Annotated in this window: 25 protein-coding genes; 13 read left to right on the plus strand and 12 right to left on the minus strand. The window is 65.6% G+C overall.

From position 1 onward, the window contains the following. Positions 1-20 precede the first annotated feature (20 nt). Genes fadD4 through BN4348_RS46725 form a run of 4 tightly spaced genes read right to left on the minus strand, consistent with a single transcriptional unit; the run spans position 21 to position 4332 of the window. Positions 21-1586, minus strand: a complete 1566-nt coding sequence (fadD4, locus tag BN4348_RS46710) for a fatty-acid--CoA ligase FadD4 (protein ID WP_066914515.1) — start codon at positions 1584-1586, stop codon at positions 21-23. Between the two features lie 42 nt (positions 1587-1628). After that, the gene (locus tag BN4348_RS46715; RefSeq protein WP_066914517.1) at positions 1629-2567 is read right to left on the minus strand and encodes a TIGR03619 family F420-dependent LLM class oxidoreductase; all 939 of its coding nucleotides are present in this window, start codon (positions 2565-2567) and stop codon (positions 1629-1631) included. Then, positions 2564-3175: a nitroreductase family protein gene (locus BN4348_RS46720; RefSeq protein WP_066914617.1), complete on the minus strand. Its 612-nt coding sequence runs from the start codon at positions 3173-3175 to the stop codon at positions 2564-2566. The genes BN4348_RS46715 and BN4348_RS46720 overlap by 4 nt, the downstream gene beginning before the upstream one ends. Before the next feature lie 44 nt (positions 3176-3219). Beyond that, positions 3220-4332, minus strand: coding sequence for an NAD(P)H-dependent amine dehydrogenase family protein (locus BN4348_RS46725; RefSeq protein WP_066914519.1), 1113 nt, complete (start codon positions 4330-4332; stop codon positions 3220-3222). A 100-nt stretch (positions 4333-4432) separates the two neighbouring features. Here BN4348_RS46725 and BN4348_RS46730 point away from each other — a divergent pair, with 100 nt between their 5' ends. Both BN4348_RS46730 and BN4348_RS46735 read left to right on the plus strand, forming a co-directional pair. Continuing rightward, positions 4433-5341, plus strand: coding sequence for an enoyl-CoA hydratase (locus tag BN4348_RS46730; protein ID WP_066914521.1), 909 nt, complete (start codon positions 4433-4435; stop codon positions 5339-5341). A 38-nt stretch (positions 5342-5379) separates the two neighbouring features. Next, entirely contained in the window at positions 5380-5796 is a 417-nt protein-coding gene (locus BN4348_RS46735; protein WP_066914523.1) for a PaaI family thioesterase, read from the plus strand. Here the strand turns inward: BN4348_RS46735 and BN4348_RS46740 are convergent. Further along, the gene (locus BN4348_RS46740; RefSeq protein WP_066914524.1) at positions 5775-6794 is read right to left on the minus strand and encodes an acyl-CoA dehydrogenase family protein; all 1020 of its coding nucleotides are present in this window, start codon (positions 6792-6794) and stop codon (positions 5775-5777) included. The two genes, BN4348_RS46735 and BN4348_RS46740, sit on opposite strands and share 22 nt — an antisense overlap. A 104-nt stretch (positions 6795-6898) precedes the next feature. Between BN4348_RS46740 and BN4348_RS46745 the strand changes: the two genes are divergently transcribed. Continuing rightward, a complete protein-coding gene (locus BN4348_RS46745; protein ID WP_066914525.1) occupies positions 6899-8059 on the plus strand; it encodes an acyl-CoA dehydrogenase family protein in 1161 nt (386 codons plus the stop codon). On the opposite strand, the gene BN4348_RS46750 is transcribed toward BN4348_RS46745, so the two are convergent. After that, positions 8048-8836, minus strand: a complete 789-nt coding sequence (locus BN4348_RS46750; RefSeq protein WP_066914526.1) for a TetR/AcrR family transcriptional regulator — start codon at positions 8834-8836, stop codon at positions 8048-8050. The genes BN4348_RS46745 and BN4348_RS46750 overlap by 12 nt on opposite strands. Before the next feature lie 327 nt (positions 8837-9163). Here BN4348_RS46750 and BN4348_RS46755 point away from each other — a divergent pair, with 327 nt between their 5' ends. Then, positions 9164-10351 (plus strand): amidohydrolase family protein, encoded by a 1188-nt coding sequence (locus BN4348_RS46755; protein WP_066914527.1) that lies wholly within the window; start codon positions 9164-9166, stop codon positions 10349-10351. 2 nt (positions 10352-10353) lie between these two features. Here the strand turns inward: BN4348_RS46755 and BN4348_RS46760 are convergent, their stop codons facing one another. Genes BN4348_RS46760 through BN4348_RS46775 form a run of 4 tightly spaced genes read right to left on the minus strand, consistent with a single transcriptional unit; the run spans position 10354 to position 14254 of the window. Further along, positions 10354-11178 (minus strand): enoyl-CoA hydratase/isomerase family protein, encoded by an 825-nt coding sequence (locus BN4348_RS46760; protein ID WP_066914528.1) that lies wholly within the window; start codon positions 11176-11178, stop codon positions 10354-10356. Then, a complete protein-coding gene (locus tag BN4348_RS46765; protein WP_066914529.1) occupies positions 11175-12260 on the minus strand; it encodes a hydroxyacid dehydrogenase in 1086 nt (361 codons plus the stop codon). Before BN4348_RS46765 ends, BN4348_RS46760 begins: the two co-directional genes overlap by 4 nt. Further along, positions 12257-13375, minus strand: coding sequence for a TauD/TfdA family dioxygenase (locus BN4348_RS46770; RefSeq protein ID WP_066914530.1), 1119 nt, complete (start codon positions 13373-13375; stop codon positions 12257-12259). Before BN4348_RS46770 ends, BN4348_RS46765 begins: the two co-directional genes overlap by 4 nt. A 48-nt stretch (positions 13376-13423) precedes the next feature. Further along, on the minus strand, positions 13424-14254 hold the full coding sequence (locus BN4348_RS46775) for an HpcH/HpaI aldolase family protein (protein WP_066914618.1): 831 nt from the start codon (positions 14252-14254) through the stop codon (positions 13424-13426). Positions 14255-14308: 54 nt separating this feature from the next. On the opposite strand from BN4348_RS46775, the gene BN4348_RS46780 reads away from it, so the two are divergent. Continuing rightward, positions 14309-15454, plus strand: coding sequence for an acetyl-CoA acetyltransferase (locus BN4348_RS46780; RefSeq protein ID WP_066914531.1), 1146 nt, complete (start codon positions 14309-14311; stop codon positions 15452-15454). Beyond that, entirely contained in the window at positions 15454-15858 is a 405-nt protein-coding gene (locus BN4348_RS46785; protein WP_066914532.1) for a Zn-ribbon domain-containing OB-fold protein, read from the plus strand. The genes BN4348_RS46780 and BN4348_RS46785 overlap by 1 nt, the downstream gene beginning before the upstream one ends. Here the strand turns inward: BN4348_RS46785 and BN4348_RS46790 are convergent. Further along, on the minus strand, positions 15848-17371 hold the full coding sequence (locus BN4348_RS46790; RefSeq protein WP_084454275.1) for a class I adenylate-forming enzyme family protein: 1524 nt from the start codon (positions 17369-17371) through the stop codon (positions 15848-15850). The genes BN4348_RS46785 and BN4348_RS46790 overlap by 11 nt on opposite strands. Positions 17372-17480: 109 nt before the next feature. On the opposite strand from BN4348_RS46790, the gene BN4348_RS46795 reads away from it, so the two are divergent. Further along, positions 17481-18347, plus strand: a complete 867-nt coding sequence (locus BN4348_RS46795) for an SDR family NAD(P)-dependent oxidoreductase (protein ID WP_066914534.1) — start codon at positions 17481-17483, stop codon at positions 18345-18347. A 6-nt stretch (positions 18348-18353) separates the two neighbouring features. On the opposite strand, the gene BN4348_RS46800 is transcribed toward BN4348_RS46795, so the two are convergent. Continuing rightward, positions 18354-19181, minus strand: a complete 828-nt coding sequence (locus BN4348_RS46800) for an enoyl-CoA hydratase/isomerase family protein (RefSeq protein ID WP_066914535.1) — start codon at positions 19179-19181, stop codon at positions 18354-18356. Between the two features lie 52 nt (positions 19182-19233). Here BN4348_RS46800 and BN4348_RS46805 point away from each other — a divergent pair, with 52 nt between their 5' ends. Genes BN4348_RS46805 through BN4348_RS46830 form a run of 6 tightly spaced genes read left to right on the plus strand, consistent with a single transcriptional unit; the run spans position 19234 to position 25606 of the window. Next, a complete protein-coding gene (locus tag BN4348_RS46805) occupies positions 19234-20484 on the plus strand; it encodes a hotdog family protein (RefSeq protein ID WP_066914536.1) in 1251 nt (416 codons plus the stop codon). 4 nt (positions 20485-20488) lie between these two features. Then, positions 20489-21295, plus strand: coding sequence for an enoyl-CoA hydratase/isomerase family protein (locus BN4348_RS46810; RefSeq protein ID WP_066914537.1), 807 nt, complete (start codon positions 20489-20491; stop codon positions 21293-21295). 6 nt (positions 21296-21301) lie between these two features. Beyond that, positions 21302-22549 carry an acyl-CoA dehydrogenase family protein gene (locus tag BN4348_RS46815; RefSeq protein WP_066914538.1) on the plus strand — a complete coding sequence of 416 codons (1248 nt, stop codon included), beginning with the start codon at positions 21302-21304 and terminating at the stop codon, positions 22547-22549. Beyond that, positions 22546-23361, plus strand: coding sequence for an enoyl-CoA hydratase/isomerase family protein (locus BN4348_RS46820; protein WP_066914619.1), 816 nt, complete (start codon positions 22546-22548; stop codon positions 23359-23361). The genes BN4348_RS46815 and BN4348_RS46820 overlap by 4 nt, the downstream gene beginning before the upstream one ends. Continuing rightward, positions 23358-24158, plus strand: a complete 801-nt coding sequence (locus BN4348_RS46825) for an enoyl-CoA hydratase/isomerase family protein (RefSeq protein WP_066914539.1) — start codon at positions 23358-23360, stop codon at positions 24156-24158. The genes BN4348_RS46820 and BN4348_RS46825 overlap by 4 nt, the downstream gene beginning before the upstream one ends. Continuing rightward, positions 24155-25606 (plus strand): class I adenylate-forming enzyme family protein, encoded by a 1452-nt coding sequence (locus BN4348_RS46830; protein ID WP_066914540.1) that lies wholly within the window; start codon positions 24155-24157, stop codon positions 25604-25606. Before BN4348_RS46825 ends, BN4348_RS46830 begins: the two co-directional genes overlap by 4 nt. Positions 25607-25640 lie beyond the last annotated feature (34 nt).

Raw genomic sequence — 25640 nt, forward strand, 5'->3', positions numbered from 1 at the left:
CGCACCAATGCACGTCGCGGTCAGCTGGGCGCGCCACCCGGCGGCAAGCTGGCGGCGCCATGACCGTCGACGACCGCGTACTTCTCCATCAGGTTGCGCTTGTAGAGCTTGCCGGCATCAGTTCGCGGCAGCTGTGCCTCGAAGTACAGCTTGCCGGGACACTTGTAGTGCGCCATGCGATTCCGCAGCCAATTAACCAACTCTCCGGCCAGTTTCGTGGACGCCAGGGCGGGATCCGCCAGTTGTACAACGGCGGTCACCGCCTGACCCATCACCGGATCAGGCACGCCGAAGACGGCGGCATCGACCACGAGCGGGTGACTGACGAGCAGGTTCTCGGTCTCCTGCGGATAGATGTTCACCCCGCCGGAGATGATCATGTGATTGCGGCGATCGGTGAGATACAGGTAGCCCTCCTCGTCGAGATACCCTACGTCGCCTACGGTGACCCAGCCCTCGGGACTGCGCGCCGCGGCGGTCTTCGCTTCATCATTGAGGTACTCGAACGGATAACCGCCCTCGTAATAGATTTCGCCGACCTGTCCCGGTCCGAGCTCGGCACCATGGTCATCGAGGATGTGGGGCGTCCCAAGCATGGGCTTACCGACCGATCCCGGGCGCGCAAGCCACTCGTCGGCGCGGATGAATGAGATACCTGCCCCTTCCGATGATCCGTAGTACTCGTCGACTATCGGCCCCCACCAGTCGATCATCTGGCGTTTGATCTCGGGCGGACAAGGAGCGGCGGCGTGGACGACGCGTCGCAAAGTCGATAGGTCGTAGCGCCTCCGGGTTTCTTCAGGCAGCCGCAGCATTCGCACGAACATCGTCGGCACGAACTGGGCGTGCGTCACACCGTAGCGCTGTATGCAGTCGAGGGCCTGTTCGGCGTCAAATTTTTCCATGAGAACCGTTGTCGCGCCGGCGGCTTGCGCTGCCATCGTCCACATGGCTGGTGCGGTGTGGTAGGTCGGGGCGGGGCTCAGGTAGACCGAGTCGTTTCTCACCCCGAGCGCCTCGAAGACGGGCGTCGACAAACTCGAAACACCGGAGCCTTCGCGATTCAAGGGGCGGCGGATTCCCTTCGGGCGACCGGTGCTGCCTGCGGAGTACTGCAACAGCTGGCCGTCGCACTCATCGGCGATCGGCGTGGAAGGTTCGTGAGCCACGCAGTCGGGATAGCGCTGCCAGCCACCGAGGTCGGCGTCGGCGATCAGCGCTACCGGCGGCAGTCCGGGCCCGAGCAGGTCGGACAGTTCGCGGCACCCACCCAGCATCGCCCGCGAGGAGATGATGGCCTTGGCCCCGCTGTCTGCGACGATGTAGGCGATCTCGGAGTGGCTCAGATGCGTGTTGACCAGCGTGTAGTACAGCCCACTCCGCCGCGCCGCCCACATCGCCGCGTGGATGTGTTCGTTGTTCTCCATGAGAATTGCGACTGTGTCCCCGACTACCAGACCCGATCGCCGCAGGAAATGGGCGAGGCGGTTAGCGCTTGCATCGAGCTTTGCGAAGCCCACTACGGTGCCGGACGGATGAAGGAGCACGGCGGGTTTCGCGAACCGTGTGTGATCACGCAGCTGCATACAGGACCATCGACCTCCATTCGATCAGGCGACGTCGCCGCATTACATCGTGACGTCGCGGAACGCCTTAACGAGAGGCGACAGGACCTCGACCGCTCGATCGCCATCCGCTGGCACCGCGACCGTAAACCGGACATCGGTGACGCCCGCGGCGACGAGTGCCGGTACCGATGCGGCCGACGCCGCGTAATCGATTGATCCGTCATCGCCCTTCACGGCCCGGGCGGCGCCCTGAATTTGCAGATCGCTGGGGTCGCCGCCGTGGGCGGCGATCTTGTCTTTCATTGCCACGATTGCGGTTGGTAGGTCGGCGAACGCAGAGCCCCAAGGAATCCATCCGCTGCCGAATCGCGCGATTCGCCGTGCGACCGCGTCGTTCACCGTTCCGCTGATCCAGCACGGCACACCGCCGGGTTGCACCGGCTTCGGCATCTGGTGAATCGCGTCGAAGGAGAGTTCGGGCGAGTCATACGACGCGCGCTGCTGAGTCCACAACGTCTTGCAGACTTCCAGCGTGTGATCCAGCAGTCGCCCACGACGAGCGAACGACAGGCCGACGGCGTCGTATTCTTCTCGCTGCCAACCCACCCCGACCCCGAGATCGACTCGGCCCTCGGAGAGGACGTCGAGTGTCGCGAGCTGTTTGGCCAGGACCGCGGGCCGCCGCAGGGCGGCCAGCAGTATCGACGTCCCTAGTCTGATCCGCTGGGTGGTTGCTGCGATCGCCGTCAGGACCACAAGGGGTTCCAGCCAGCTTCCGTCGGGCCCAGTTGGTTGGCGGCCGCCGGGCGCGCCGCCTACGGACGGATCGCCGTAGGCGTCGAGGTTCTCGCCGAACACCACATGGTCGGACACCACGACACGGTCGATGCCGGCAATGTCCATCGCCTGTGCCGATGCCAGCATCGGGCGCCAATCATGTTGAGGGCCATCGGTGAACGTCCTGAGGTACAGCGAAATTTCCGGGCTGCGGGTCGTCATGCCGTTGTCTTCCTCCAGGATTGATCCCAATGATCGGTCGCTGCCACCTCGTTGAGCGGTTTGCGCCGCACCGGGTGGTGCCCGCCCTTGGGCCAGCCCACGGTAAGCAGGGTCGCGATCTTCCAGTCGTCGGGAATTCCGACCATGGATCGCAACTGGTCCTCGCAGGACCCGTGCCACAGGGTGATCGCCGCGCCGAGGCCTTGCGCGCGGGCCGCCAGCAGGAAGTTCTGCACGGCGGGAAAGATCGAACCCCCTTGCTGAAGTTCGGTGGTCCCGCGCTGCGGCTGGACACAGAACAGCACCAGCACGGGCGCCGCGCCGCCGACGCTCATGTGCTCAGCCATCGTTCGCAGCACGCGCGATTTGGGGTCGTCAGCGTCGTCCTCAGGCATCTCGAACTTATAGAACTCGCTCATGACGTCCCATGTCCTGTGGGCCGCGGCTGTGACCACGTCGCGCACGCTACTCGATCTGAGTACGACGAACTTCCACGGCTGCTGATTGCCGCCGGACGGAGCCCAACTCGCGGCACGCAGGCAGGTGTCGATGGCCTCGTCGGAGACGGGTTCGTCGCGATAGCGCCGCACCGCCGACGCCGTGCGCATGACCTCCCACACGTCCGCCGACGTCCGCGGGACCTGTGGCTCGCTCACGGCTTCGCCGTTGTGGGCAGCACGCCCTGCCAGGTTGCGCCGCGCACGGGACCGATGACCAGAGGGAGATCGAGGGTGGACAGCAAACCGGGTGGGGCGGCCATCACAGCGGGGATGGCGTTGAGTTCGCGCATGACAGTCGCGTAGGTCAGGCCGCGCATGTTGTTCCCGCGGCCATGCATCTCGATGTCGACGGTGTAGGTGGGCAGGCCGTCGATGATGACCCGGTAGCCACCGTGCGGCGATGGGTGCCGTGGCCAGTCCGGCGCGGATCCTTCGCCCATGCGAGTGATGTGTTCCAGCACGACACGCTCCTCGCCACCCACGACGCCGGCAAGCTTGAAGCGCATACCTCCCATCGTGCCCGGCTCGATCCAGCCCGACGCAACCTCGTATCGCTGGGTGGCCAACCATTTCTCGATCGATGTGTCGACGTGGTCCAGCCGAAGCCCGACGCCGTCGGCGACCAGGTGGACGACGGGTCCCCACAACGCGGCCAGGCGCACGGGGTCGAATAAGGGCGCCGGATAGTCCGGCGGATGTCCAAAGCCCATGAAGTCGAACATGATGTCGGGTTGATTGATCGGACCGTAGTCGAGGATCTCGAGCATGGTGATGCTGTCGACACGACTGCTGAACCCCGTCATCGTCAGCGCGATGACGTCGTTGGCCCAGCCGGGGTCCACACCGCTATTGAAGAAGCTGGTGCCGCCGTCCGCGCAAGCCGCCTCGAGCAGTTCGACGGTTTCCTTATCGGCCGCCGGCGGGTAGCACATGGGCACCAGCGAGGTACACACCACATCCTTCCCCGCACGCAGGCAGCGCGCGATGTCCTGTGCCGCTTCGTGGTAGCGATAATCGCCCGATGCGAAATATGCCACCACGTCCGCGTTCAACGACAGAGCGGCACCGACGTCGCGGGTGGCGATGACGCCGGTCGCGGGCATTCCGCACAGCTCGCCGGCGTCCTTGCCGTCCTTGGCTTCGGCATGCACCACAACGCCCGCAAGCTCAAGGCCCGGATGCGCAATGAGGGCACGCAAGGCGCCGATGCCGACCTGCCCGGGCCCCCAGAGTATTACCCGCGGCCTTCGTTGAACGCCCGCCATCCGCACCCCTAACGGCCGTGCCGGCCGATCTGTGAGAACATAGCTTCTCATATATTGATAACACCATTACCAGTTATGGACGAGAGATTGGACGCGAAGGGTGAGCGATTACGACTTCTTGAAGTGGGAAACGTTCGACGACGGCATGATCATTCGGATTTCGCTGAACCGCCCCGACCAGCGAAACGCCCAGAACCGTGGCATGCTGGTAGAACTCGATCAGGCGTTTGCCCGCGCCGAGGCCGATGACACCGTCCGTGTCGTCGTCCTCGCCGGTGAGGGCCCGATGTTCTCGTCGGGTCACGATATCGGCTCCAAGCAGGCGCGCGCCGAGTTCAGCCCGGGGCCGGGCCAACACCCCACCGTGACGATCAACGGCGGCACGCGCGACGGCGCGGAGAGAACGATGGTGCAGGAATGGCACTACTTTTTCCAGAACAACCTGCGATGGCGCAACCTGCGCAAGATCACCATCGCCCAGGTGCACGGCGATGTGTTCTCGGCAGGGCTCATGCTGATCTGGGCGTGTGACCTCATCGTCGGAAGCGAAGAGGTGCGCTTCGCCGACGTGGTCGGTACGCGGTTGGGGATGTGTGGGATGGAGTACTTCGGCCATCCTTGGGAGTTCGGGCCGCGACGCGCAAAGGAGCTCATGTTGACCGGCGACGCCATCGGGATCGAAGAGGCCTACCGGCTCGGCATGGTCAGCAAGATCTTCAAGCGCGACGAACTCGCCGAGCGCACACTCGAGTTGGCAAGGCGCATTTGCAAAGTGCCGACGATGGCGGCCCTGCTGATCAAGGAATCGGTGAACCAGTCCGTCGACAACATGGGCTTTTACAATGCGCTGCAATCGTGTTTCACGTTGCACCAACTCAATCACTCCCATTGGGCCCAGATCCGCGAAGACAAGCTTCCCACCGCAGGCGAGGAGCAGGGGGTGCCCAACTGGCGGACCGCTCCCCCGGTTGTCCTGGCGGTTAAGGACCAGGTCAGGTCCGACGCGTGACCGCTATCGCTTCGTCCGGCGAATCGACGCCCCAACCCATGGACGTAACCATCCCCGGTCACCTCTTCGGCCACCTGCCGTTCTACGACGTGGTCGACAACGACGAGTCGGTCGTCGTCGACCTGCACAACCGACCGGACCTGGCGAACTACCGGGGGGCGCTACAAGGCGGGTTGATCGCCACGCTCATCGATGTGGCCGGCGGCCGGCTTGCGGTCAAGCACGCGGGTGAGGGCAGCGGTGCGGGCACCGCGGACATGTCCATCCATTTCTTGGCGCCGATCGTGGAGGGCCCCGCGCGTGCGAGTGCCACGCTGGTCCGCGCGGGAAAACGCATGATCGTGGTCGCGGTCGACGTCTGCGATGTGGGTCGAGACCGGCTCGCGGCACGGGCGACGCTGAGCTTCGCGATCCTGGCGCCGCGCGATCCCGTTCATCCGGCGGTCGCCCCGTAGCGTGCGTCGGCGACGCGGTCCATTGCGCCGGCGGGATCACCGAAAACCATGGCCCACCCCCGGACTCGGCGGTAATACAACTGAATGTCACCCTCCATGCCGAACCCGTATCCGCCGTGGATGTGCAGGCTGCGGCGCGTCGCGTCCCGGGCCGTCTCATAGGCGAAACTGAAGGCCATGGCGGCCAGTTCGCGAGCGCGCTCGGGCTCGTCGGTGAATGCGCACGCAGCCTTCAGGCCGAGCAGGCGCGCCCCGTCGGCGGCGGTGGCGCTGTCGGCCAATGGGTGAGACACGGCTTGAAAGGTGCCGATCGCGGTTCCGAAGGCGTGGCGTTGTTTGGCATAGTCAACGCCGATCTCGACGGCTTTCTTGGCCGCGCCCGCCAACGCGACAGCTGTCAGGGCGAGCCACAAGTCGAGGGCGCCGGAAAACAGGTCGCTCGCCCGCATTCCCTCAGCGAGCACAACGGCCTCATCGACAATCGTGATGTCCGCCAGTGGCATTGACGCGAGGTTTGCCACCGCTGTGCGGTTGTTGCCGATCGGCACCGCCAGCAGCTTTCCCTCCGCCAGGACAATGACGTGGTCTGCCACCGCCCCGGCAGGCACCAGCCCCAATCGCCGCCCATGCCCCGCGCGAGGCGCGAATGCAATCAGCCGTTCGCCCGCGAGGACCGCGTCCAACAGCACTGCTCCGGCCTCCCCGGACTCGGCCAGCAAGCGCGCGGCGACCTGCGCTTCGATGACAGGCACGGAGGCGACCGCGCGCCCGAACTGTTCTGCGATCAGCGCCAGTTCCAGTTCCGAGGCGCCCCATCCGCCTGCAGCCTCGTCGACTGCCATCTGCACCGTCCCGGTATCCAGCAGCGCCTTCCAGAGCTTCGGGTCAAACCCCACCGGTTCGGCTTCCCGGACGCGGTCGGAGGTTGACTCCCGCGCAAAGAGCGCGGCGAACGAGTCCACCAACTGTCGCTGCTCGCCGGTTAAGCTCAGGTCCACCCTCGCCAGTCCTATCACGTGCGGATATGGTTACTCTCGAATTTGAGAGTAACATTACCGCCCAAATCAGCCGGGTGCGTGCGACGACAGATTGGCGTGCATAGATGCATTTTCAGCTCGATGCAGATACCGCGGCCTACCGCGACGAGGTCCGCGCCCACCTTCAGGGCGTGCTGACTCCCGAATTCGAAGAGCGCATCTATCGCAGCGGCGTCTCACACGATGAGGAGTTCGCCAAAGGCCTGGTTGGCAAAGGCTATTTCGCGCCTGCCTGGCCCGTCGAGTTCGGCGGGCAGAACCGCAACGCATGGGATGACCAGGTCGTCAAAGAGGAGCTCATGCGTTTCGACGCGCCGGTGTACCTTTCCGAGACGACCCGAATGGTCGCGTCGATCATCCGGGAGATCGGCACCCCGGCGTTGAAGGACCGCATCCTCCCCGGTGCGATCAACGGCGACATCACGATTGCCTTCGGCTTCACCGAACCGGAGTGCGGGTCGGACGTCGCGGCGGCGGCCACCAAAGCCGTTCGCGACGGCGACGACTGGGTGATCAACGGCTCCAAGATGTTCACCACCAACGGTCACATCGCTGACTTCGTGTTCTTGCTGGCGCGCACGAGCCCCGAAAAGCCAAAACACAAGGGCCTGACGATGTTTTTGGTGCCGCGTGACTCCAGCGGCTTTGAGGCACAAGCCGTGTGGACCCTTTCCGGCGAGCGCACCAACATCACGTTCTACAGCGACGTCCGCGTCGGCGACGAGTGGCGGATTGGCGAAGTCGACGGTGGCTGGCAGGTGCTCGGGCTGTCCCTGCGCGACGAACACGCATCGGGTTGGGGCCCGCACGTGATCCGGCTGTTACAGCATGCCGAACACTGGGCCACCACCACCATTTCCGACGATGGCTCACGGCCGATTGCGAATACCGACGTCCGGCGCCGGCTCGCCCGGGTCGCGATGGAGGCTGAGGTGTCGATGCTGTTGCAGCGGCGGTGTGTGTGGATGCTTGAACAGGGCGAGGTACCCGTAGCCGAGGGTTCCATGTCGAAGGTATTCAGCACCGAGGCGCTCGAACGCGGTAGCCAGGACGTGGTCGAGCTCGTCGGCACGGACGGCTTGCGCAGCTATCTCGACCCGACCGCCCCCGAACGCGGGCGGTTCGAGCACTCATTGCGGTTCTCGCTGGGCACCACCATCTACGCGGGCACGAGCGAAGTCCACCGCACCATCATCGCCCAGCGCGGGCTCGGCCTACCCCGTTAGCTTCTTGGTCCGGCGGCCTGACACCGCGCGCGGCGCTGCCTTGCGCACCGGCTTGACCTTGACGTCGGTGACAGGCGGTGTGACGGCCTGCTTGCACCACGCCCACAATTGGTCCTCGGTGAGCCTCGGACTCTTGCCGCCCAGATGGAAAACCCCGATCTGAGCGAGTGCGGTGAGTGTGGTGTTGAGCAATGTGGTCAGTTGCACGGGAGTCAGATCCGTGCGCACCAGTCCCGCCCGGGCACACGACGTGAGGATCTTCGTCAGCAGCTTCAAGTGAGGCTCCCACACCTTGGCGAAGTCGTCCGGCCGCTCGATCTCCAGGCTGAGGTTGTAGATCGTCATGACCCGGCCGCCGACGGCTTCCGAAGACTCTGCACGGGACAGCACGCCGCGGCAGAACGCCTCGAGTTGCTCCATCGGCCCGTCGGCCGCGGCGACCTCGTGCCGGATGTCCTCGGTGAACTGACTCGTGACGTTCTCGTAAAGCGCCAACATGAGTTCTTCTTTGCCCGCGAAGTGTTGGTAGAACGCGCGCAGGCTCAGGTTCGACCTGTCGATGAGCGTCTGGATCGTGAAATCGGCCTTACCCGACTCCTCCACCAACTCCAGCGCGGTAGCCAGAAACCGCGAACTGCGGGCGAGAGCGCGCGCCCTCGCAGTGCTCAGGCGCCGTTCGATCGTGCGCTGCTGCCACGTGCTGGAGAGCTCAACGTCGGGTTCAACCAATTCCAAGCCGGTTTCGGATTCGGGACCGGCGGGCTTCTTTGCGGGCATAGTGCCGTCAAGAATACGCGATCGACGTCGGAAGTGTGCGATCTACCTACACGCGCATGTTGATTATCGCGTTGCGGAACTCGTGATTTCCGCCTTCTGGGTCTTCCGACGCGCGGGACACCCCGGAGTGCCCTCGGTCGAAATCTTTGACCAGTGCCGCACCGCCAAGGGCGCGTTTGGATTTCGACACCGTCGAAATGCCCAGGACCTGGGGCGGCCCGGGTGTGTCTGAACGAACGGATGCGGTACCGTGTAAATGGTGATTCTCTTTCCCGAATTAGTGTGCCGCAAGCTGAAGGCGCAGGCCGTTGTCGAAGGGGTGCAGCGTTGAGTGCAGACATTCTGATCGTCTCGCCGGACGACCACCTGGTGGAGCCCGCCGATCTGTGGACGAGCCGGCTGCCCCAGCGCTACCAGGACATTGGGCCGCGAATCGTTCGCACCCGCGGACGCATGGATCCGAGCGTGACTTCCGATGTCGCGTTCGTCGAGGACGACGAGGGCCGAGAAGCGGACATCTGGCACTATGAGGATGCGGTCATCCCAATCCCGCTCATCAGCGCGGCTGCCGGCTACGACCTCGACGAGCTCACCACCGACCCGATCACCTACGACGAGATGCGTCCGGGCTGCTTCCGGCCCGCGGACCGGCTCGCCGACATGGACATCGCCGGGATTGAGGCCTCGGCCTGTTTCCCCAACACCCTCGTCCGCTTCTGCGGCCAACGGTTTCTGTACGGCAAGGACAAGGAACTCGCCAAACTCTGCGTCGAGGCTTACAACGACTTCCAGATCGACGAATGGGGCGGTAGCTCTAACGGTCGTTTGATCCCGCTCGGCATCATCCCGCTCTGGGACGTTGAACTCGCCGTCAAGGAGGTCGAAAGGGTTGCCGCCAAAGGAATGCGCGCCGTGTGCTTCTCCGAGCTACCCAGCCGTCTCGACCTGCCGTCGATCCACAGCGGCTACTGGGACCCGTTCTTCGCCGCCTGCGAGCGCAATCGGGTGGGCATCATGCTGCACATCGGATCAAGCTCTTCGCTCACCAAGTCCTCACCCGACTCCCCGCACGTGGTCACCAGCGCCCTCATGGCGGTCAACTGCACCATCGCCTTGGTCGACTGGCTGTTCTCCGCCAAGCTCGTCCAGTTTCCCAACCTGAAGCTCGCGTTCGCCGAGGCGCAGGCGGGCTGGATCCCCTACTACCTGCAGCGTGTTGACGAGGTCTGGGAGGACCGGCGGGCCTGGGGCGGCATCCATCCCCTGCTGACCGAGCCGCCGAGCAGCCAGGTACCCGGGCGCGTTTACTTCTCCACTTTCGGTGACCCGGTCGCGTTTCGCATCCTCGACCTCGTCGGTCCGGATCAGCTCATGTTCGAGACCGACTACCCGCACAACGACACCAACTGGCCGAGGAGCCTCGCGGTGGCCAACAAGGCGACCGAAGGTCTGGACGACGAGACGAAGCGGAAGGTGTTGTCCACCAACGCGAAGGCCTTCTTCGGCCTGGTGTAGCGCTACAGTGCCTTCCAATCCGGTTTGCGCTTCTCGAGGAAGGCACGCGGCCCCTCGATGGCGTCCCTGGTCAACGCAACCTTCATGCGGTAGTTCTCGGCGAGCAGTTCGGCCTCGTAGATGGGCAGCGTGAGACCCTTGCGCACGGCCATCCGTGAACCCCGGACCGCCAGCGGTGCATTGGAATTCACGATGCCGGCGATCTCCCACGCTCGCGCCATCAACGAGTCGTGCGGGACCACCTCGGTAAAGACGCCCAGGTCGTAGGCGCGCTGCGCGTCGAGTTGCTCGTGCTTTCCCATCAGGATCAGCCGCATCGCCACCGGCAGCGGCAGGATCCGGGCGAGCCTCACCCCTTCGCGTCCGGAGGTCACGCCGATGCTGACATGCGGATCCATCAACGTCGCGCGCTCGGATGCGATGGTGATGTCCGCGGTGGTCACGAGGTCCATCCCCGCACCGCACGCGATGCCATTGACCGCACAGATGATCGGCTTGGTCATCTGCAGCCACGGCGGCGTCGCCTCCTGCGGTGCGTCCCACTGCCGCATCGAGCTGAGGATGGGTTCGCCCTGGTTGTCGATTCCGGGCGCATTCTCCATGTCGTGGTCAGCCGCCTTGTTGACGTCGGCTCCGACGCATAGGGCGCGGCCGGCACCGGTGATGATGACCGTCCAGATATCCTGCGATCGTTCGATTTCCGCGTAAGCCACCGCCAATTCCGCGATCATCTCGTCGTTGATCGCGTTGAGCACCTCGGGGCGGTTGAGGGTCACACACGCGGTGTGATCCCTGACCTCCACGTCGATCGTGTCGTATTGTGTCACCGGGTGCGGCCCCCCTTCTCCAAAGCCGTTGTGGCGCTTGGACGGAATCCGAAGGTGTCCTCGAACCTGTCGGAGTAACGAGGCCAGACATCGGGATTCAGCAGACGTGGCGGCATACCGCCGTCGAAGATCGTCCGCCACTGCGTGGCGGTGGCGACGGCGATGTCGTGCGCAGCTTCGATCGTGATCCCCGCGGTGTGCGGCGTTGCGACCACGTTGTCGAGCTGCAGCAATGGGTTGTCGTGTCGCGGTGGCTCCTCGTGGAACACATCGAGGCCGGCTCCGGCGATGCCTCCACTGGCGAGTGCATCGAGTAGCGCAGCTTCGTCGTGGACGAGCCCGCGGGCTGTGGTGATGAAAAAGGCCGTTGGCTTCATCGCCGCGAACTGCGCCCTGCCGATGAGGCCCTCGGTCTCACTGGTCAGGGGGCAGGTCACCTGGACGAAGTCCGAGCGCTCGAGGACCTCGGTGAGCGTGACGGCTCGCGCCCCGTGTGCTTGAGCGTTCACCTGGTCGAGGTAGGGGTCGAAGACCAGGATTTCCATTCCGAAGGGGGCGCACAGCTCCACCAGGCGTCCCCCGATGGCCCCGAGCCCGATGACACCGAGCGTCTTGCCCATCAGCTGAGTCCCCCGTAGGACCAGGCGGTCGCGCAGCGGGCCGGCACGCAGCGTCCGGTCGGCGGCAGTGATCTTTTTGGCCAGGTCAAGCATGAAGCCCAGCGCGTGCTCGGCGACCGCCTCCGCGCCGGGGCCGGAGTTGTTGCACACCGCAATTCCGGCACGCGTGCACGCGTCTACGTCGATGACGTCGTACCCCGCGCCGGCAGAGCACACGGCGAGCAGCTTCTCGCAACGCTGCACCAAAGCCGGCCCGGCCAGCCACTGTGCGCCGTGGGCGTATCCGGCCACGTCGGTGCGGGTGGCGACCTGGTACCCGTGCGCCGATTCCAAAGCGGCCCAACTTTTCTCGTCGGGTGCGGCGAGATCGAGTTTGATCAGATCGACATCGCCATCTTTGAGGATGTCGCCGGCGACGGGATCGGTCCACCGTTCGTAGACCAGGCGCGCGCGAGCGCTCATGTGTTATTGACTTTAGGCTTCGCCTGGGCCGCCTTGAACATCTCGGCCAGTTCGGCGTTGACATTCTTGTAGTCGTTTCGCGCGATGGCTCCGTCCCGGCCCTCCACGACGTCGTATCCCAGCCGCAGGTCTTTGTTCTCCATGTGGAAGTACTCCCGGCCGATGGGCAGCCGCCGGTCTTCGCGCGGCACCTCCATCCACGCCCGCAGGAAGCAGCGCGCCTTCTTTGGATCGTTGCTGCTGACGAAGTCCGACCGCGAATGGCACATCGCGAAGTTGTTGGCTACCGCGGCCTCGCCGGATTCGAGCCGGAATTCGACCTGCTGCTCGACCAGGATGTTGCGCAGCAGCTCCACCGCTTCGGTCTCCTCCGCCGTGAACTCCCGGCCGAGCGCGTGCATGGCGGGAAGGATGCTGCTGTAGGTGAAGTTGATGCAGATCCGTCCGTCGATCTGGGAGAAGATGGGCACATCGTACGGCGTCACGTCGGGTTGGTCGTCGGGCTGCTCACTGCGCCGATGATGCGGAAAGCCCCGGTAGAGCACGTCGAGCAGGTCCGGACGTTCGGCTAGAACCCGGTTGTGCGCCGCGGGTCCGCTGGCGAACTGGCTTTCCCCTCCCTGAGCCGCCGGGTACACGCACAGCAACGACAGGATGTCGGCGGCGTCGTTGTGCATTGCCAGCTCGGCGCGGGACTTGGTTCCGCGGGCGGGTTGCACGCCGCCGGGCAGGATCTCCTCCTGGACGCGCACCATCCGATGCCCGAATGAGTTGTTCGACACGAGGTATCCGAGGTGGGTGCAGAACGCCCAGTAAATGCGTTCGAGGTCCTCGATCGAGTGCTGTTCGACGGGGAAGCCGCGTACGCACGCCAGGCCCTTGCCGAACATCAGCTCCTGGTAGAGCCGCGCCAGATCTTCGTCGAGATCGGGATGTCGAGCATCCTCTGCCGTGATGTCATCCCGGTCCTTGTTCGCGGTCTTGGCCAGGATCGATTCCAGCGCAGCCACGTTGCGCGCCGACAGGTCGAAGGCGAAGTCTTCCTTGCTCGTGAAGTCGGCGCCCGTCCACGCCATTGAGTCGGTGACGGGTTCGGTGTAGATGGCTGTCGGCATCCGGTCCTCCTGATGTATCGGCGTCGCTTCGGCTCTTGGTTTCGTTCGTCAAATAGGTTCCCGCGGTGACCCGCCCAGCCCGCGGAGCGCTTGTGCGCGCGCTGTGGCCGCCTCGGTCATCAGGCCGATGTCAGTCCCCGCCGAGATGAATCGCAATCTCAGTCCCACGAACCGATTCAGCAGTTCAACAGACTTTATTCCGGCCATCCCGAGCGCCACGCCGTGACCACGACAAGCCGCCGCGACCGATTCTACTGCACGTTGGAAATGTGGATTCTCGTACTGCCCGTGGATGCCCATTTCGGCGGTCAGGTCGCTCGGTCCGACGAGGATCATGTCGATGCCTTCCACTGAGGCGATGGACTCGGATGCATCGACGGCTTCCGGCGTCTCGATCATCACGGCCACGACCGTGCGTCGTTCGAGCACGTCCACCAATTGAGGTGCCGTTAGCGGCTGGTATCCACTGACAGCGTTGGGGCCCGAGATCGACCGATGGCCGATCGGCGGAAACCGCGCGGCGCGGATGACAGCTTGCGCCTCTTCCTTCGAATTGACGTGGGGAACAATGACTCCCACCGCTCCGCCGTCCAGCACTCGCGCAATGACGCTGGGGTCGTGTGATGGCACCCGCACCAGGCCGGAGATCCCCGCCCCCAGTGCGCTCATGCAAAGCATCCGCGCGGTTTCCAGAGACGTGGATGTGTGTTCGAGATCGACGTAAATGGCGTCGTACCCGCATGCCGCCGCGACGGCGGGCACATCGGGCGTGCGTGAGTTGAGCAGCGCCAGGCACAGCACAAGCGGTTGTCCCCGCAACGCGTCGCGCAGCGCTACCGTCATAGGCTCACCGTAGCGGACCGAGAATATGGTTTCCATGCTTTTGCGAACGACCATTATCAGCGGCGATGCACGATGTGATACCCATTAGCTATGCCGTCGAACCGCGTCGCCATCGTCGGCGCTGCCCTGTCCGACTGCGGCCGAGTCCCTGATCAGACCGCCATGGCGCTGATGGCCCAGTCCTCGCGACGGGCGGTCGCCGATGCCGGGCTCACGAAGGAGGACATAGACGGTTTCGGCGGGCATGGGACGTTGCTTCCGCCGGTGGAAGTCAGCGAATACCTGGGCCTGCGGCCCGACTGGGTCGACGCGACCAATGTCGGCGGATCGTCGTGGGAAGTGATGGCCGCTCACGCCGCCGCAGCGATCGCGGCCGGGGAAATCGAGGTCGCCCTGTTGACCTACGGATCCACCGCTCGCTCCGATGTCAAGCGCCGGGCACGAGCGTCCGCAGCCGCCATGGGCACCGGCGGCGCACTGCAGTACGAGGCGCCCTACGGCGCGACATTGATCGCCAAGTACGCCATGGTGGCCAGGCGTCACATGATCGAATTCGGCACTACCGTCGACCAACTGGCTGAGGTCGCCGTCGCCGCCCATGAATGGGCGGCCATGAACGAGAACGCATTTGAGCGCGACCGCATCACCGTGGCCGACGTGGCGGCCGCGCCGATGCTGGCTGACCCGTTCACCTCCAAGCACGTGTGTCTACGCACCGATGGTGGCGGTGCCGTCGTGCTGGCCAGCGAACGCGTGGCCAACGATTGTGCGAAGGACCCGATTTGGATTCTCGGGGCCGCCGACGCTACGTCGCACGTCAGCATGAGCCAGTGGCCCGATTTCACGACTTCGGCCGCCGCGCGCTCAGGCCCGCGGGCCTTCGCGCGGGCCGGCGTCAGTCCGGCTGACATCGATGTGTGCCAGCTCTACGACTCCTTCACGTCCACCGTGCTGCTGACCCTGGAGGACCTGGGCTTCTGCGCCAAGGGCGAAGGCGGGCCCTTCATCGAGTCCGGCGCCCTTCGCCCTGGCGGCGCGCTCCCGACCAACACGGACGGAGGCGGGCTGGCCGCGTGCCACCCGGGTATGCGAGGGATGTTCCTCATGGTCGAGGCTGTAAGGCAGTTGCGGGGGGAATGCGGACGGCGCCAAGTCAGCGGGGCCCGCCTGGCGTGTGTCCACGCGATGGGTGGTTTCTTTACCCACAGCGCCACGATGATCCTCGGGAGGCTGTAGTGACGGCGCCCGATCGCCCCACGATCGACACCGACGGCCAAGCGTGGTGGGCGGCCACGCAGGACCGCAGGCTGATGATCAACGTCTGCCGGTCCTGCGGTCAGACGTCGTTGTACGCGAGGCCCTTCTGCCCGCACTGTTGGTGCGAGGACGTCGAGTTGGCGCCGGCCACCGGACGCGCGCGGCTGTACACCTGGAGCGTCATCCACCAGAACGCCGCACCCTTCGACGCGCGCACGCCGTACATACTGGCCATGGTGGACCTCGAGGAGGGGCCACGGCTGATGACGGTCGTAGAGGATTGCACAGTCGAAGACCTGTGCGCCGGCCTGGAGCTGGCGATCGCCTTCCGCGAAGACGACGACGGATTCCTGGTCCCGGTCTTCCATCCGGCTACCGGGTAGTGGCAAGACGGTCGGCAAGCAGCCGCCGGCGCCCGGCCGAGCGTGCGTCGAGCTTGGTGCGGTCGACCTTGCCGTTCGCGTTGACGGGAAGCGGCTCGTCCCACACCACCAGCTCCTCCGGCAGCTTGTATTTCGGCAGCCCCTCCGAGACGAGAGCCCTGCCGACCTCGGCCAGGGTGATCTCGACGTCGGGGTCCAGCACCACCGCCACGGCAAGCCGCTCACCAGTGGTGTCGTCGGCGACCGCATAGGCGGCACACTCGCGGACGCCGCCGATCCGCGACACGGCTTCCTCCACTTCGGCGGCCGGGATCTTCAGACCGTTGCGAATCACGATGTCCTTGATCCGACCGATGATCCGCACCCGCCCGCCGACGATCTCCGCCACGTCGCCAGTGCGGAACCACTCGCCGTCGAAAGCTTGCTTGTCGTCCTCGGCGTCGGTATACGCGAGGAAAGTGTGCGGACCCTTGATGCAGCACTCGGTGGGTCCGGCCGCGGATCCGATCCGCACGTCGACGTCGGCGAGCGCCACTCCGTCGTCGGCATGGCGTACGACTCGGGATTCGGTCCGCAGACCAGACGTGCTGACCGGCACTTCCGAGGACCCGTAGGCGCGCATGACGACGATGCCGAAATCGTCTTCGACGCGTTCGACGATCCGCCGGTCCAGCGTCGTGCCGCCGAGATAAACCGCGCGGAGCGGGACGGCGGCGGCGCGCGCCGCGGCCTCGTCGAGCATCCGGTCCAGCAGCCGGTCCGGACCGCCGTACCATGTCGCACCGGAGGCGACCAGCAGGTCGCACGTCGCCGCCGGGTCCCAACTGTCCTCGAGAATCACCGGTACCGCGAGCATCGGACCGATGAACAACGCTTGCAACACACCGGTGACCGATGCCAGCGGACTGATCAAGAAGATCCGGTCGTCAGAACCAAGGCCCGCGGCGGCTATGTAGTTCGCCGACGCCTTGGCCAACGTGCTCAGCGAATGGATCACCCCCTTGGGCCGGGACGTGGTGCCCGAGGTGTAGAGCACGAAGCAGGGAGCGTCGGCTGAGCGCGCCGGGGGCGGGGGTTCGGCGACGCCTCGGCGGTCGCCGCTGCCCAGATCGATCCAACGACAGTGCGCGGGAAGTTCCGGCTGGGTGATCATCGTGCGGTTCGGCGCCGCGCCGAACTGCGCACCGGAACGGGTGAGGATGTCGGCGAGCTGCTTTGCCCCGGCGCTGCGCGGCACGAGCAGCACCACCGCATCGACACGCAGCGCCGCGTGAACGGCCACTACCGAGTCCACGTCGTTGCCGACGACCAAGATGATCGCGCTGCCCGGGCTCGCGCCGGCATCGACCAGCGCCAGCGCGGCCGAATCGATGCGCTTGTCGAGCTCGCCGTAGGTGAGTTCGGCGCGTCGATCCGCCACGGCGGGCCGGCCGGGATGTTCCGCGGCAGCAGATCGCACCACGTCAACCGGCTCCGCGGACCAGGATCCGGCCGCGCGGTAGCGGGGCCGCAGCACCTCAGCTCGCCGGTGCGCGTGCCGCAGTAACTCTGTGGGGCCAGTCAATAGAGTGTCCTCCGACGCAAACGCTTGCTCTCGATTTAGTAAATGTAACCTCTCACGCATGGAGTCAATGACTTTCGATGACCAGGTAGCCATCGTCACCGGTGCCGGCGGTGGGCTCGGCCGCTGCCACGCCCTCGAGCTGGCCCGGCGTGGCGCCCGGGTCGTGGTCAACGACCTGGGCAGCTCGGTGGACGGCAGCGGCGCGTCGACATCGGCGGCCCAAGCCGTGGTCGACGAAATCACCGCCGCGGGGGGCACCGCGATCGCCAACGGCGACTCGGTGGCCACCGAGGAGGGCGGCGCGGCGATCGTGGCGGCGGCGATCGATGCCTTCGGGCGGGTCGACGTGCTGGTGAATAATGCGGGGATTCTGCGCGACGCCGCGTTCAAGAACATGACCGCGGATCAAGTCGACGCCGTCATCGCGGTACACCTCTGCGGGGCATTCAACGTCACGCGGGCGGCGTGGCCGGTCATGCGGGAGCGGAATTACGGACGAATCGTTCAGACCACCTCAGGCACAGGACTTTTCGGCAACTTTGGTCAGGCCAACTATGGCGCCGCCAAGATGGGCCTCATCGGCATGATGCACGTTCTCGCCATCGAAGGAGCCCGCAACGGCATCGCCATCAACGCCATCGCCCCCATCGCGCGGACGCGGATGACGGAGGCCATCATGGGCGACGCGGGCAAGGCGATGCATCCTGAACTCGTCACTCCTGTCGTGGTCTACCTGTGTCATCGGTCCTGCGACCGAACAGCGCACATCTACTCGGTAGGCGCGGGGAAGGTGTCACGGGTGTTTATCGGAGTCACCAAGGGGATCGAGGATTCGTCGTTGACCGCGGAGTCGGTGGCCTCCTCGATCGACGAGATCGACGACACCGCCACGTTCACCGTTCGCGGCGGCCCGACGGCGAGCTGAGCGCAATCAGCGGCCGAAGAACTTGGGTTCCCGGCGTTCGGCAAACGACGCCAGGCCCTCTTGGAGGTCCGCGGTGCGCGACACCACCTCTTGGGCCCAGGCTTCTTGCTCGAATGCGCGGTGTCGATCCGACTCCGACGACACCGACAACAGCCGCTTGGTCAGCGCCAGCATCACCGTGGGGCCCGCGGCCAGCCGTACCGCGAGCTCCTCGGCGACCGCGTGGGTGTCGGCCGGTGCGGTCACGCGATTGACCAGCCCGAGCCTCTCGCAGGCCGCAGCATCCACTGGCTCACCGAGCATCAGCAGTTCGGCAGCCTTGCGCAGGCCCACAATTCTCGTCAGGAGGTGGACGGCGCCCGAATCGGGAAGGATTCCCCGGTGCACGAACGCCTCCACAAGCTTTGCCTGCGTTGACATGACGACGAGATCGGAGGCCAGCACCAGGCTGGCCCCGGCACCGGCCGCGGTACCCTTGACCGCGGCCACCACCGGTTTGTCACAGTCCAAGATCGACGCAACCAACCGCTGCCAGCCCTGCTGAAGCATGCGAGCGATGTCACCGGGCCGTTTCTCGGCGACCGGTTTTGACGGCGCGTCAGCGTTGGCCGTCTGTGACGGCAAGCCTGCACCGGTACAGAAGTGTCGGTCACCGGTTGCGCTCAACAGCACGGCGCGGACATCGGGTTGGTCGTTGGCCCGGGCGAACGCCTCGGTGAGCGTGTCACGCGCCAAGGGCGACAACGAGTTTCCGACATCAGGGCGGTCGATGATGATTCGTTGCACTCCGTCGTCACCGACGGCCACCACGATCCCAGATGCTTCTTCGCTCATGATCTCATTCCTGCGTTAACGGCATTTCCGCTTTTCGGGTATCTTAATTTCCATGCCGGAGACCGGTCAGATTACCGACGAGGGACTGGCCCGGTTGCGCGCCACCATCGGTATCGCCGTTCCCCATACGCAGCCGCCGCACTACTTTCGCCCCAACGAGGACAGCTTCCGCCACGTGGCGGAGAGCTACGGCGACGCCAACCCGCTGTGGACCGACTCGGAGTACGCAGCCAAATCCGTGTGGGGTGAGCCGATAGCGCCGCCCGCACTCGTCGGCGGCGACACCCTGATCGGCGAGGACGAGGTGGCCACGCTCTCCGATGAAGAGCGCGCGCTGACCAAGGGCGACCCACTGCGCGGCGTTCATGCGTTCTACGCCTCGTCGTCGCGCGAGTGGTGGGCGCCGCTGCGTGCGAATCATCGTGTCTTCCGGCGCAATGCCCTGGTCGCGGCGCTGGACAAGAGCAGCGAATTCGCCGATCGCGCCGTCCACGAATGGTCGGCGCAGGTGTTCCGCGACGACGAAGGCGTCATCTTGGGCGGCCAGTACCGCAACATGATCCGCACCGAGCGCAGCAAGGCGCGCGGTCGCAAGAAGTACGAAACAGTCGAACTGAAGTCATGGACGCCCGATGAGATCGCCGAGTTGGACGAGAGATACGCGCGCGAGAAACCGCGTGGCGCCGAACCGCGATGGTGGGAGGACGTCGACGAGGGTGACGACGTCGGTGCCTTGACCAAAGGCCCGCTGACGGTCACCGACATGGTCTGCTGGCATGTCGGCATGGGCACCGGGATGTACGGCGTCCGGCCCCTGCGGCTGGCATGGCGAAACCGGCAGCGCATTCCCCGTTTCTACACGCCCAATGAATTCGGTGTGCCGGATGTGCAGCAGCGGGTGCACTGGGAACCGGACGCAGCGCGCAATGCGGGCAATCCCACCACCTTCGACTACGGCCGCATGCGCGAGACGTGGCTTATCCACCTGTGCACGGACTGGATGGGTGACGACGGCTGGCTGTGGAAGCTCGACTGCGAGTTCCGGCTCTTCAACTACGTCGGAGATGTGCACACCATCACCGGAAAGGTGGTGAGCAAGTACCTCGCCGAGGGTGACCGGCCCGCCGTCGACCTCGAGCTGGCGGCGACCAACCACCGTGGTCAGGTCACGGCGCCCGGACACGCCACGATCCTGCTGCCCAGCCGCGAACGCGGACCCGTGCGGCTACCCGAGCCTCCCGGCGGGGCGAGTAACCTAACCGATCTGCTCACCGCCGTGTCTGCACGGTTCGCCGAGCGCTGAGGCCATGAGTTACGACAGCGTGCCCGGCCTTCGCGCCGAATATCGTGATCAGGCCCTGCACCTGACGTTGGACCGTGCCGATCGCCGGAACGCGGTCAACGACGTGATGCTCGACGCGATGATCGCGCACCTGGTCACCGCGGGCACCGACGAGTCGGTGCGTGTCATTCGGATCGACGCCGAGGGACCCGACTTCTGCGCCGGGTCCGACCTGATCGCCAACAACACTCGCTCTGAGCGCAAGCCAAGGGTGGGCAGCACACAGCGCCGGCTGCCGAGCAAGGCGAACCGGCTGATCCCGTTGATGCTCGAGACGCAGGTGCCCATCGTGTCGGTGGTGCGCGGCTGGGCCGCCGGTCTCGGGTTCCATATCGCGCTGGCTTCCGATTTCTGCGTCGCCGCCGCGGACGCGCGGTTTTGGGAACCCTTCATGGCACGCGGATTCACCCCGGACAGTGGCGCGGCCTGGCTGCTGCCTCGGCTTATCGGCATGGTCCGCACCCGGCAGCTGTTGATGCTCGGCAAGGAGATCTCCGGAACCACCGCGGCCGAGTGGGGCATCATCCACGCCGCAGCCCCCATCGAGCAATTGGAGGCGGTCGCCGGCGAACTGATCGGGTGTCTTGGCGACGCACCCACGGTGGCACTGGGGCTCACCAAATGGCTGCTGCACAGCGGCAACGGGCTCGACCTTGACCGCCACCTGCAAAACGAGGCTATGGCGCTCGAGTTGTCGAGCCGCAGTGAGGATTTCAAAGAGGGCTTGGCGGCCTTCCGCGACAGACGCGACGCGAAGTTCCAAGGGCGCTAGTCAGTCATGACACCACTGCCGATCTCCGAGGCCACCAACGCCACAGACGCCGTCGCGGCGGTCGAGCAATGGATCGACGCCGAGGTACCCGTCTCCTGGCGCATAGCAGCCGCCGAGAGTCCCGCTGCCTTGCGCGCGGTGCGGAGCCCCGGCGAGTACCGGCAGTGGTATCCGGCCTTCGCGGCGTCCGGTCTTGTCGTGCCGACCTGGGCCCGCGAATACGGGGGTCTGGGCATCGGTAATCAGGTGGCGCGGGCGATCGATCAGGTGCTGCGTCCGCTTCGGCTGTCCCGGCTGAACCCCTTGGGGCTCAACAACGCTGCCGCCGCATTGTTCAGCCATGGCACGGAAGCGCAGCGGCTGCGCTTCCTGCCGCCGATAGTGCGCAACGAGGAGAAGTGGTGTCAGCTCTTCAGCGAGCCCGGCGCCGGGTCCGACCTCGCCTCGTTGGCGACGCGAGCCGTCCGGGACGCGGACGACTGGGTGATCTCGGGCCAGAAGGTCTGGACCACGTGGGCCGACGAGGCGGACTTCGCGATCCTGCTCGCGAGAACCGACCCAGAGGCACCCAAGCACAAGGGCATTACCTACTTCCTGCTCGATATGCATCAAGCCGGCGTCGAGGTGCGACCGCTGCGTCAGATCACCGGTGAGGCGGAGTTCAACGAGGTCTTCATCGATAATGCGCGGGTCCCTGACGCGCACCGGGTGGGCGAGGTCAACGACGGGTGGCGTGTCAGCGCATCGACATTGTCCAGTGAGCGGCAGATGGTTTCGGGTTCCGGGTCGGGAGGCATGGGCCGCCTCGGCGGCTCCGGCGCCGACCGACTGATAACGCTGGCGCGCGAGACAGGCCGATGGCACGACCCGGTCGTCCGGAACAAAGTCATGCACTTGTGGGCCCAGGAGCAGATCCGCGGCTGGACCAACGACCGTGTCCGCGGCGCACTTTCGGCCGGCCAATCCCCGGGAGCGGCATCCTCGATCGGCAAGGTGCACCAGGCCACGCTGAACCAGCAGATCCAGGACCTGATGGTTGATCTGTTGGGCACGGAAGCGATCGCCTGGCCGGCCACCGACGATCCGGACGCCCTGCCCCGAGACGTCCACGGCATGATGCGCAGCCTGGCCAACGGCACCGAAGGCGGCACCACCGACATCAACAAGAACATCCTGGGCGAGCGTGTGCTCGGGTTGCCCAAGGAGCCGGACCCGTGGAAGGGCAAGCCCTGGAAGGACATCCCGCGCTCGTGAGCACCTACCAGCGGCTGGTGGTCGAAAAGTCCGACGGCATCGGCTGGCTCATCCTGAACAGGCCGGACGCGGGCAACGCCTTCGACTCGTTGATGCTCGACGAGCTCGAATCCGCCTGGGCCGACCTCGAGGCCGACCCCGACGTCCGCGTGATCGTCAACACCGCCAACGGCAAGGCCTTCTGCACCGGAATGGATGTGGTGCAGGTGGCCCGCGACAAGGATGCGATGCGCAGGCATTCACGCCGGACCAGGGATGCCGAGCTGAAGATTTCGTCGTGGCACTGCCAGGTGTGGAAACCGGTGATCGCGGCGGTCAACGGTGTTTGCGCGGGCGGCGGTCTGCATCTGGTGGCCGACGCCGACATCGTGATCGCCGCCGAGGAGGCCTCGTTTGTCGACCCGCACGTATCGCTCGGCCAGGCCGTCGCCTACGAGGCCATCACGCTGCTTCGCAAGTCCCCCATGGAGGCGATCACCCGGATGGCGTTGAGCGGCAGGGGTGAACACATCTCGGCGAAACGCGCCTACGAGTTGGGCATTCTGTCCGAAGTGGTACCGGCCGACAAGCTCCGCACGGCAGCACGGCGGCTTGCCGCCGCGATCGCCACGAATTCGCCGACCGCGATGCGCGTCACCAAGAAGGCGCTGTGGCACTCCCTGGAGGTCGGAATGACGCAGGCGCGCACCGATGCCGCCGATGAGATCTGGCGGCTGCGTAATCATCCCGACCACAGCGAGGGTGCCCAGGCGTGGCGCGACAAGCGCACGCCGCGGTGGCAAGCGCTGTCGGACGCCGTGGAGGTTTCATGACATACCAGCGGCTGGTGGTGGAGCGGCGCGGGCCGGTCGGCTGGATCATCAACGACCGGCCGGATCGCCTCAACGCCTACGACGCCGCGATGCGACAGGAATTCCCCAGAGCCTGGGCGGAATTGAACGCCGACCCCGACGTTCGCGTCATCGTTCACACCGGCAATGGACGAGCCTTCCAGGTGGGAGCCGACGTTGAGGAGCTCGACGGCGAGGCGGTTCTGCAGTTCCAGGAGACCATGCGCACACTGGACCTCAAGTTGACGGCATGGCACTGCAACGTCGAGAAGCCCGTTATCACCGCCGTCAACGGGGTGTGCGCCGGCGGCGGATTGCACTGGGTGGCCGACGCCGACATCGTCATCGCGTCCTCGGATGCGACCTTCGTCGATCCCCACGTGTCGATCGGTCAGGTCAGCGCCCTGGAGACCATCGCCCTGATGCGCAAGATGCCCGCCGAGGCCGTTTTGCGAATGGCTCTGGTGGGCAGCCACGAACGGCTCAGTGCCCAGCGTGCATACGAGCTCGGCATGATCAGCCAGGTCGTCGACCCGCCCGGAAAGCTACGCGAGGTCGCCCAGGAACTCGCCGAGAAGATCGCCAAGAACTCGCCCGCGGCGATGCGCGCCACCAAGCGGGCGCTGTGGGGCGCACTCGAATACGGCCTGACGGATGCGTGCCGCGAAGGTGCCAAGCACCTGACGTCGATGTGGGGACATCCGGATCAGAACGAGGGTCCGCTTGCCTTCGCGGACAAGCGAACTCCGAACTGGACCCCGCTGGAGGCCGATTCGTGAGCCTCGCGGAGCTGCTGGACGGCCTGCCCGCCGTCGCGGTGCACATGCTCGACGCCGATGTGTCACGCGACGAGCTGACAGCCAGCGCAGACCGGCTCGGGACACTGCTCGCCGAACACGGACTGACGTCGGGACAGGTCGTCGCCGCGATGCTGCCCAACGACGCAACCACCATCGCCGCGCTGTTCGGCACGTGGCGCGCCGGTGGCGTGTACACACCGCTGAACCCCAGGGCGGCCGATGCCGAGGTCATTGCTCAGCTGGAGACATTGCAACCCGCTGCTGTCATAACTACTCACGAACTCGCACAACGATTTTCGGCGTTTCACCTGCCGATCATCGCCGGTGACGCGCTGTCATGGGCGACGGTTACGTCGTCGAGCCATCCCGCCGGGGCGCGGTCCTACGACGACGATGTCGCGCTGCTGCAGTTCACATCCGGCACCACCGGCCCACCAAAGCCGGTACCGCTTCGGCACACCACGGTGCTCGACCTCATCGACCGGCTGCTGGCCAAACTCCGCGGGACAAAACCTGCCGGGGACCAACCGAAGCGGCCCCCCATGCCGAACCTCGTCCCATTGTCGTTATCGCTATGGGCCGGCATTTACCAGGTGCTGTTCGCGTTCCGGGCGGGTTCGGGCGTGGTGCTGATGGAGCGATTCTCCCCGTCGGACTTCGCCGCGCTGGTTCGGCGCCACCAACTGCGATCCACGGTGCTGCCGCCCGCGGCGCTCACCATGGTGCTGCATGAGGACTCGGTCACGGATCTGTCGCCGCTGAAGATCGTGCGGTCGATCACCGCTCCCCTGTCACCGGTTCAGGCGGCCCGATTCAGGGACAAGTTCGGGGTGATCGTGCTCAACTCTTACGGCCAAACGGAACTCGGCGGCGAGGTGGTGGGCTGGTCGGCCGCCGATGCCCGCGAATGGGGAGAGACCAAACTCGGTTCGGTGGGACGGCCGCTGCCGGGCATTGACGTGACCATTGCCGACGACGAGGTGCTGGTACGCACGCCGACGACAGCGGCCGGCAACATCGATCCGGCCTTCCTCGACCGGCTCACCGACGACGGCTGGTTCCACACCGGCGACCTGGGCTGGTTCGATGACGACGGGTTTCTGTGGCTCGACGGCCGGGTGTCAGACATGATCAACCGCGGCGGCCTCAAGGTCTTCCCGGGCACTGTGGAAGACGTCATTCTCGCCGCCGGCGGCGTCCGGGAAGCCGCCGTTGTGGGCGTCCCCGATGACCGGCTCGGCGAGGTGCCCTGGGCGTTCGTCGTGCGCGGCGATGAATCGGTATCCGAAGACGGGCTCGTGGCGTGGTGCCGACAGCGGTTGACGCCGTACCGCGTACCCGCGCGGGTGATCTTCGTCGAGCAGTTGCCGCGCAACGATGTCGGCAAGGTGGTCAAACGCAAACTGGCAGCGCTGGCCGACGGCTGAGGTGTCGCTCGGTGACCACTATTGTCCTCGGATC

Source organism: Mycobacterium interjectum, from assembly GCF_900078675.2.
In the GTDB taxonomy this organism is placed as follows: Bacteria; Actinomycetota; Actinomycetes; order Mycobacteriales; family Mycobacteriaceae; genus Mycobacterium; species Mycobacterium interjectum.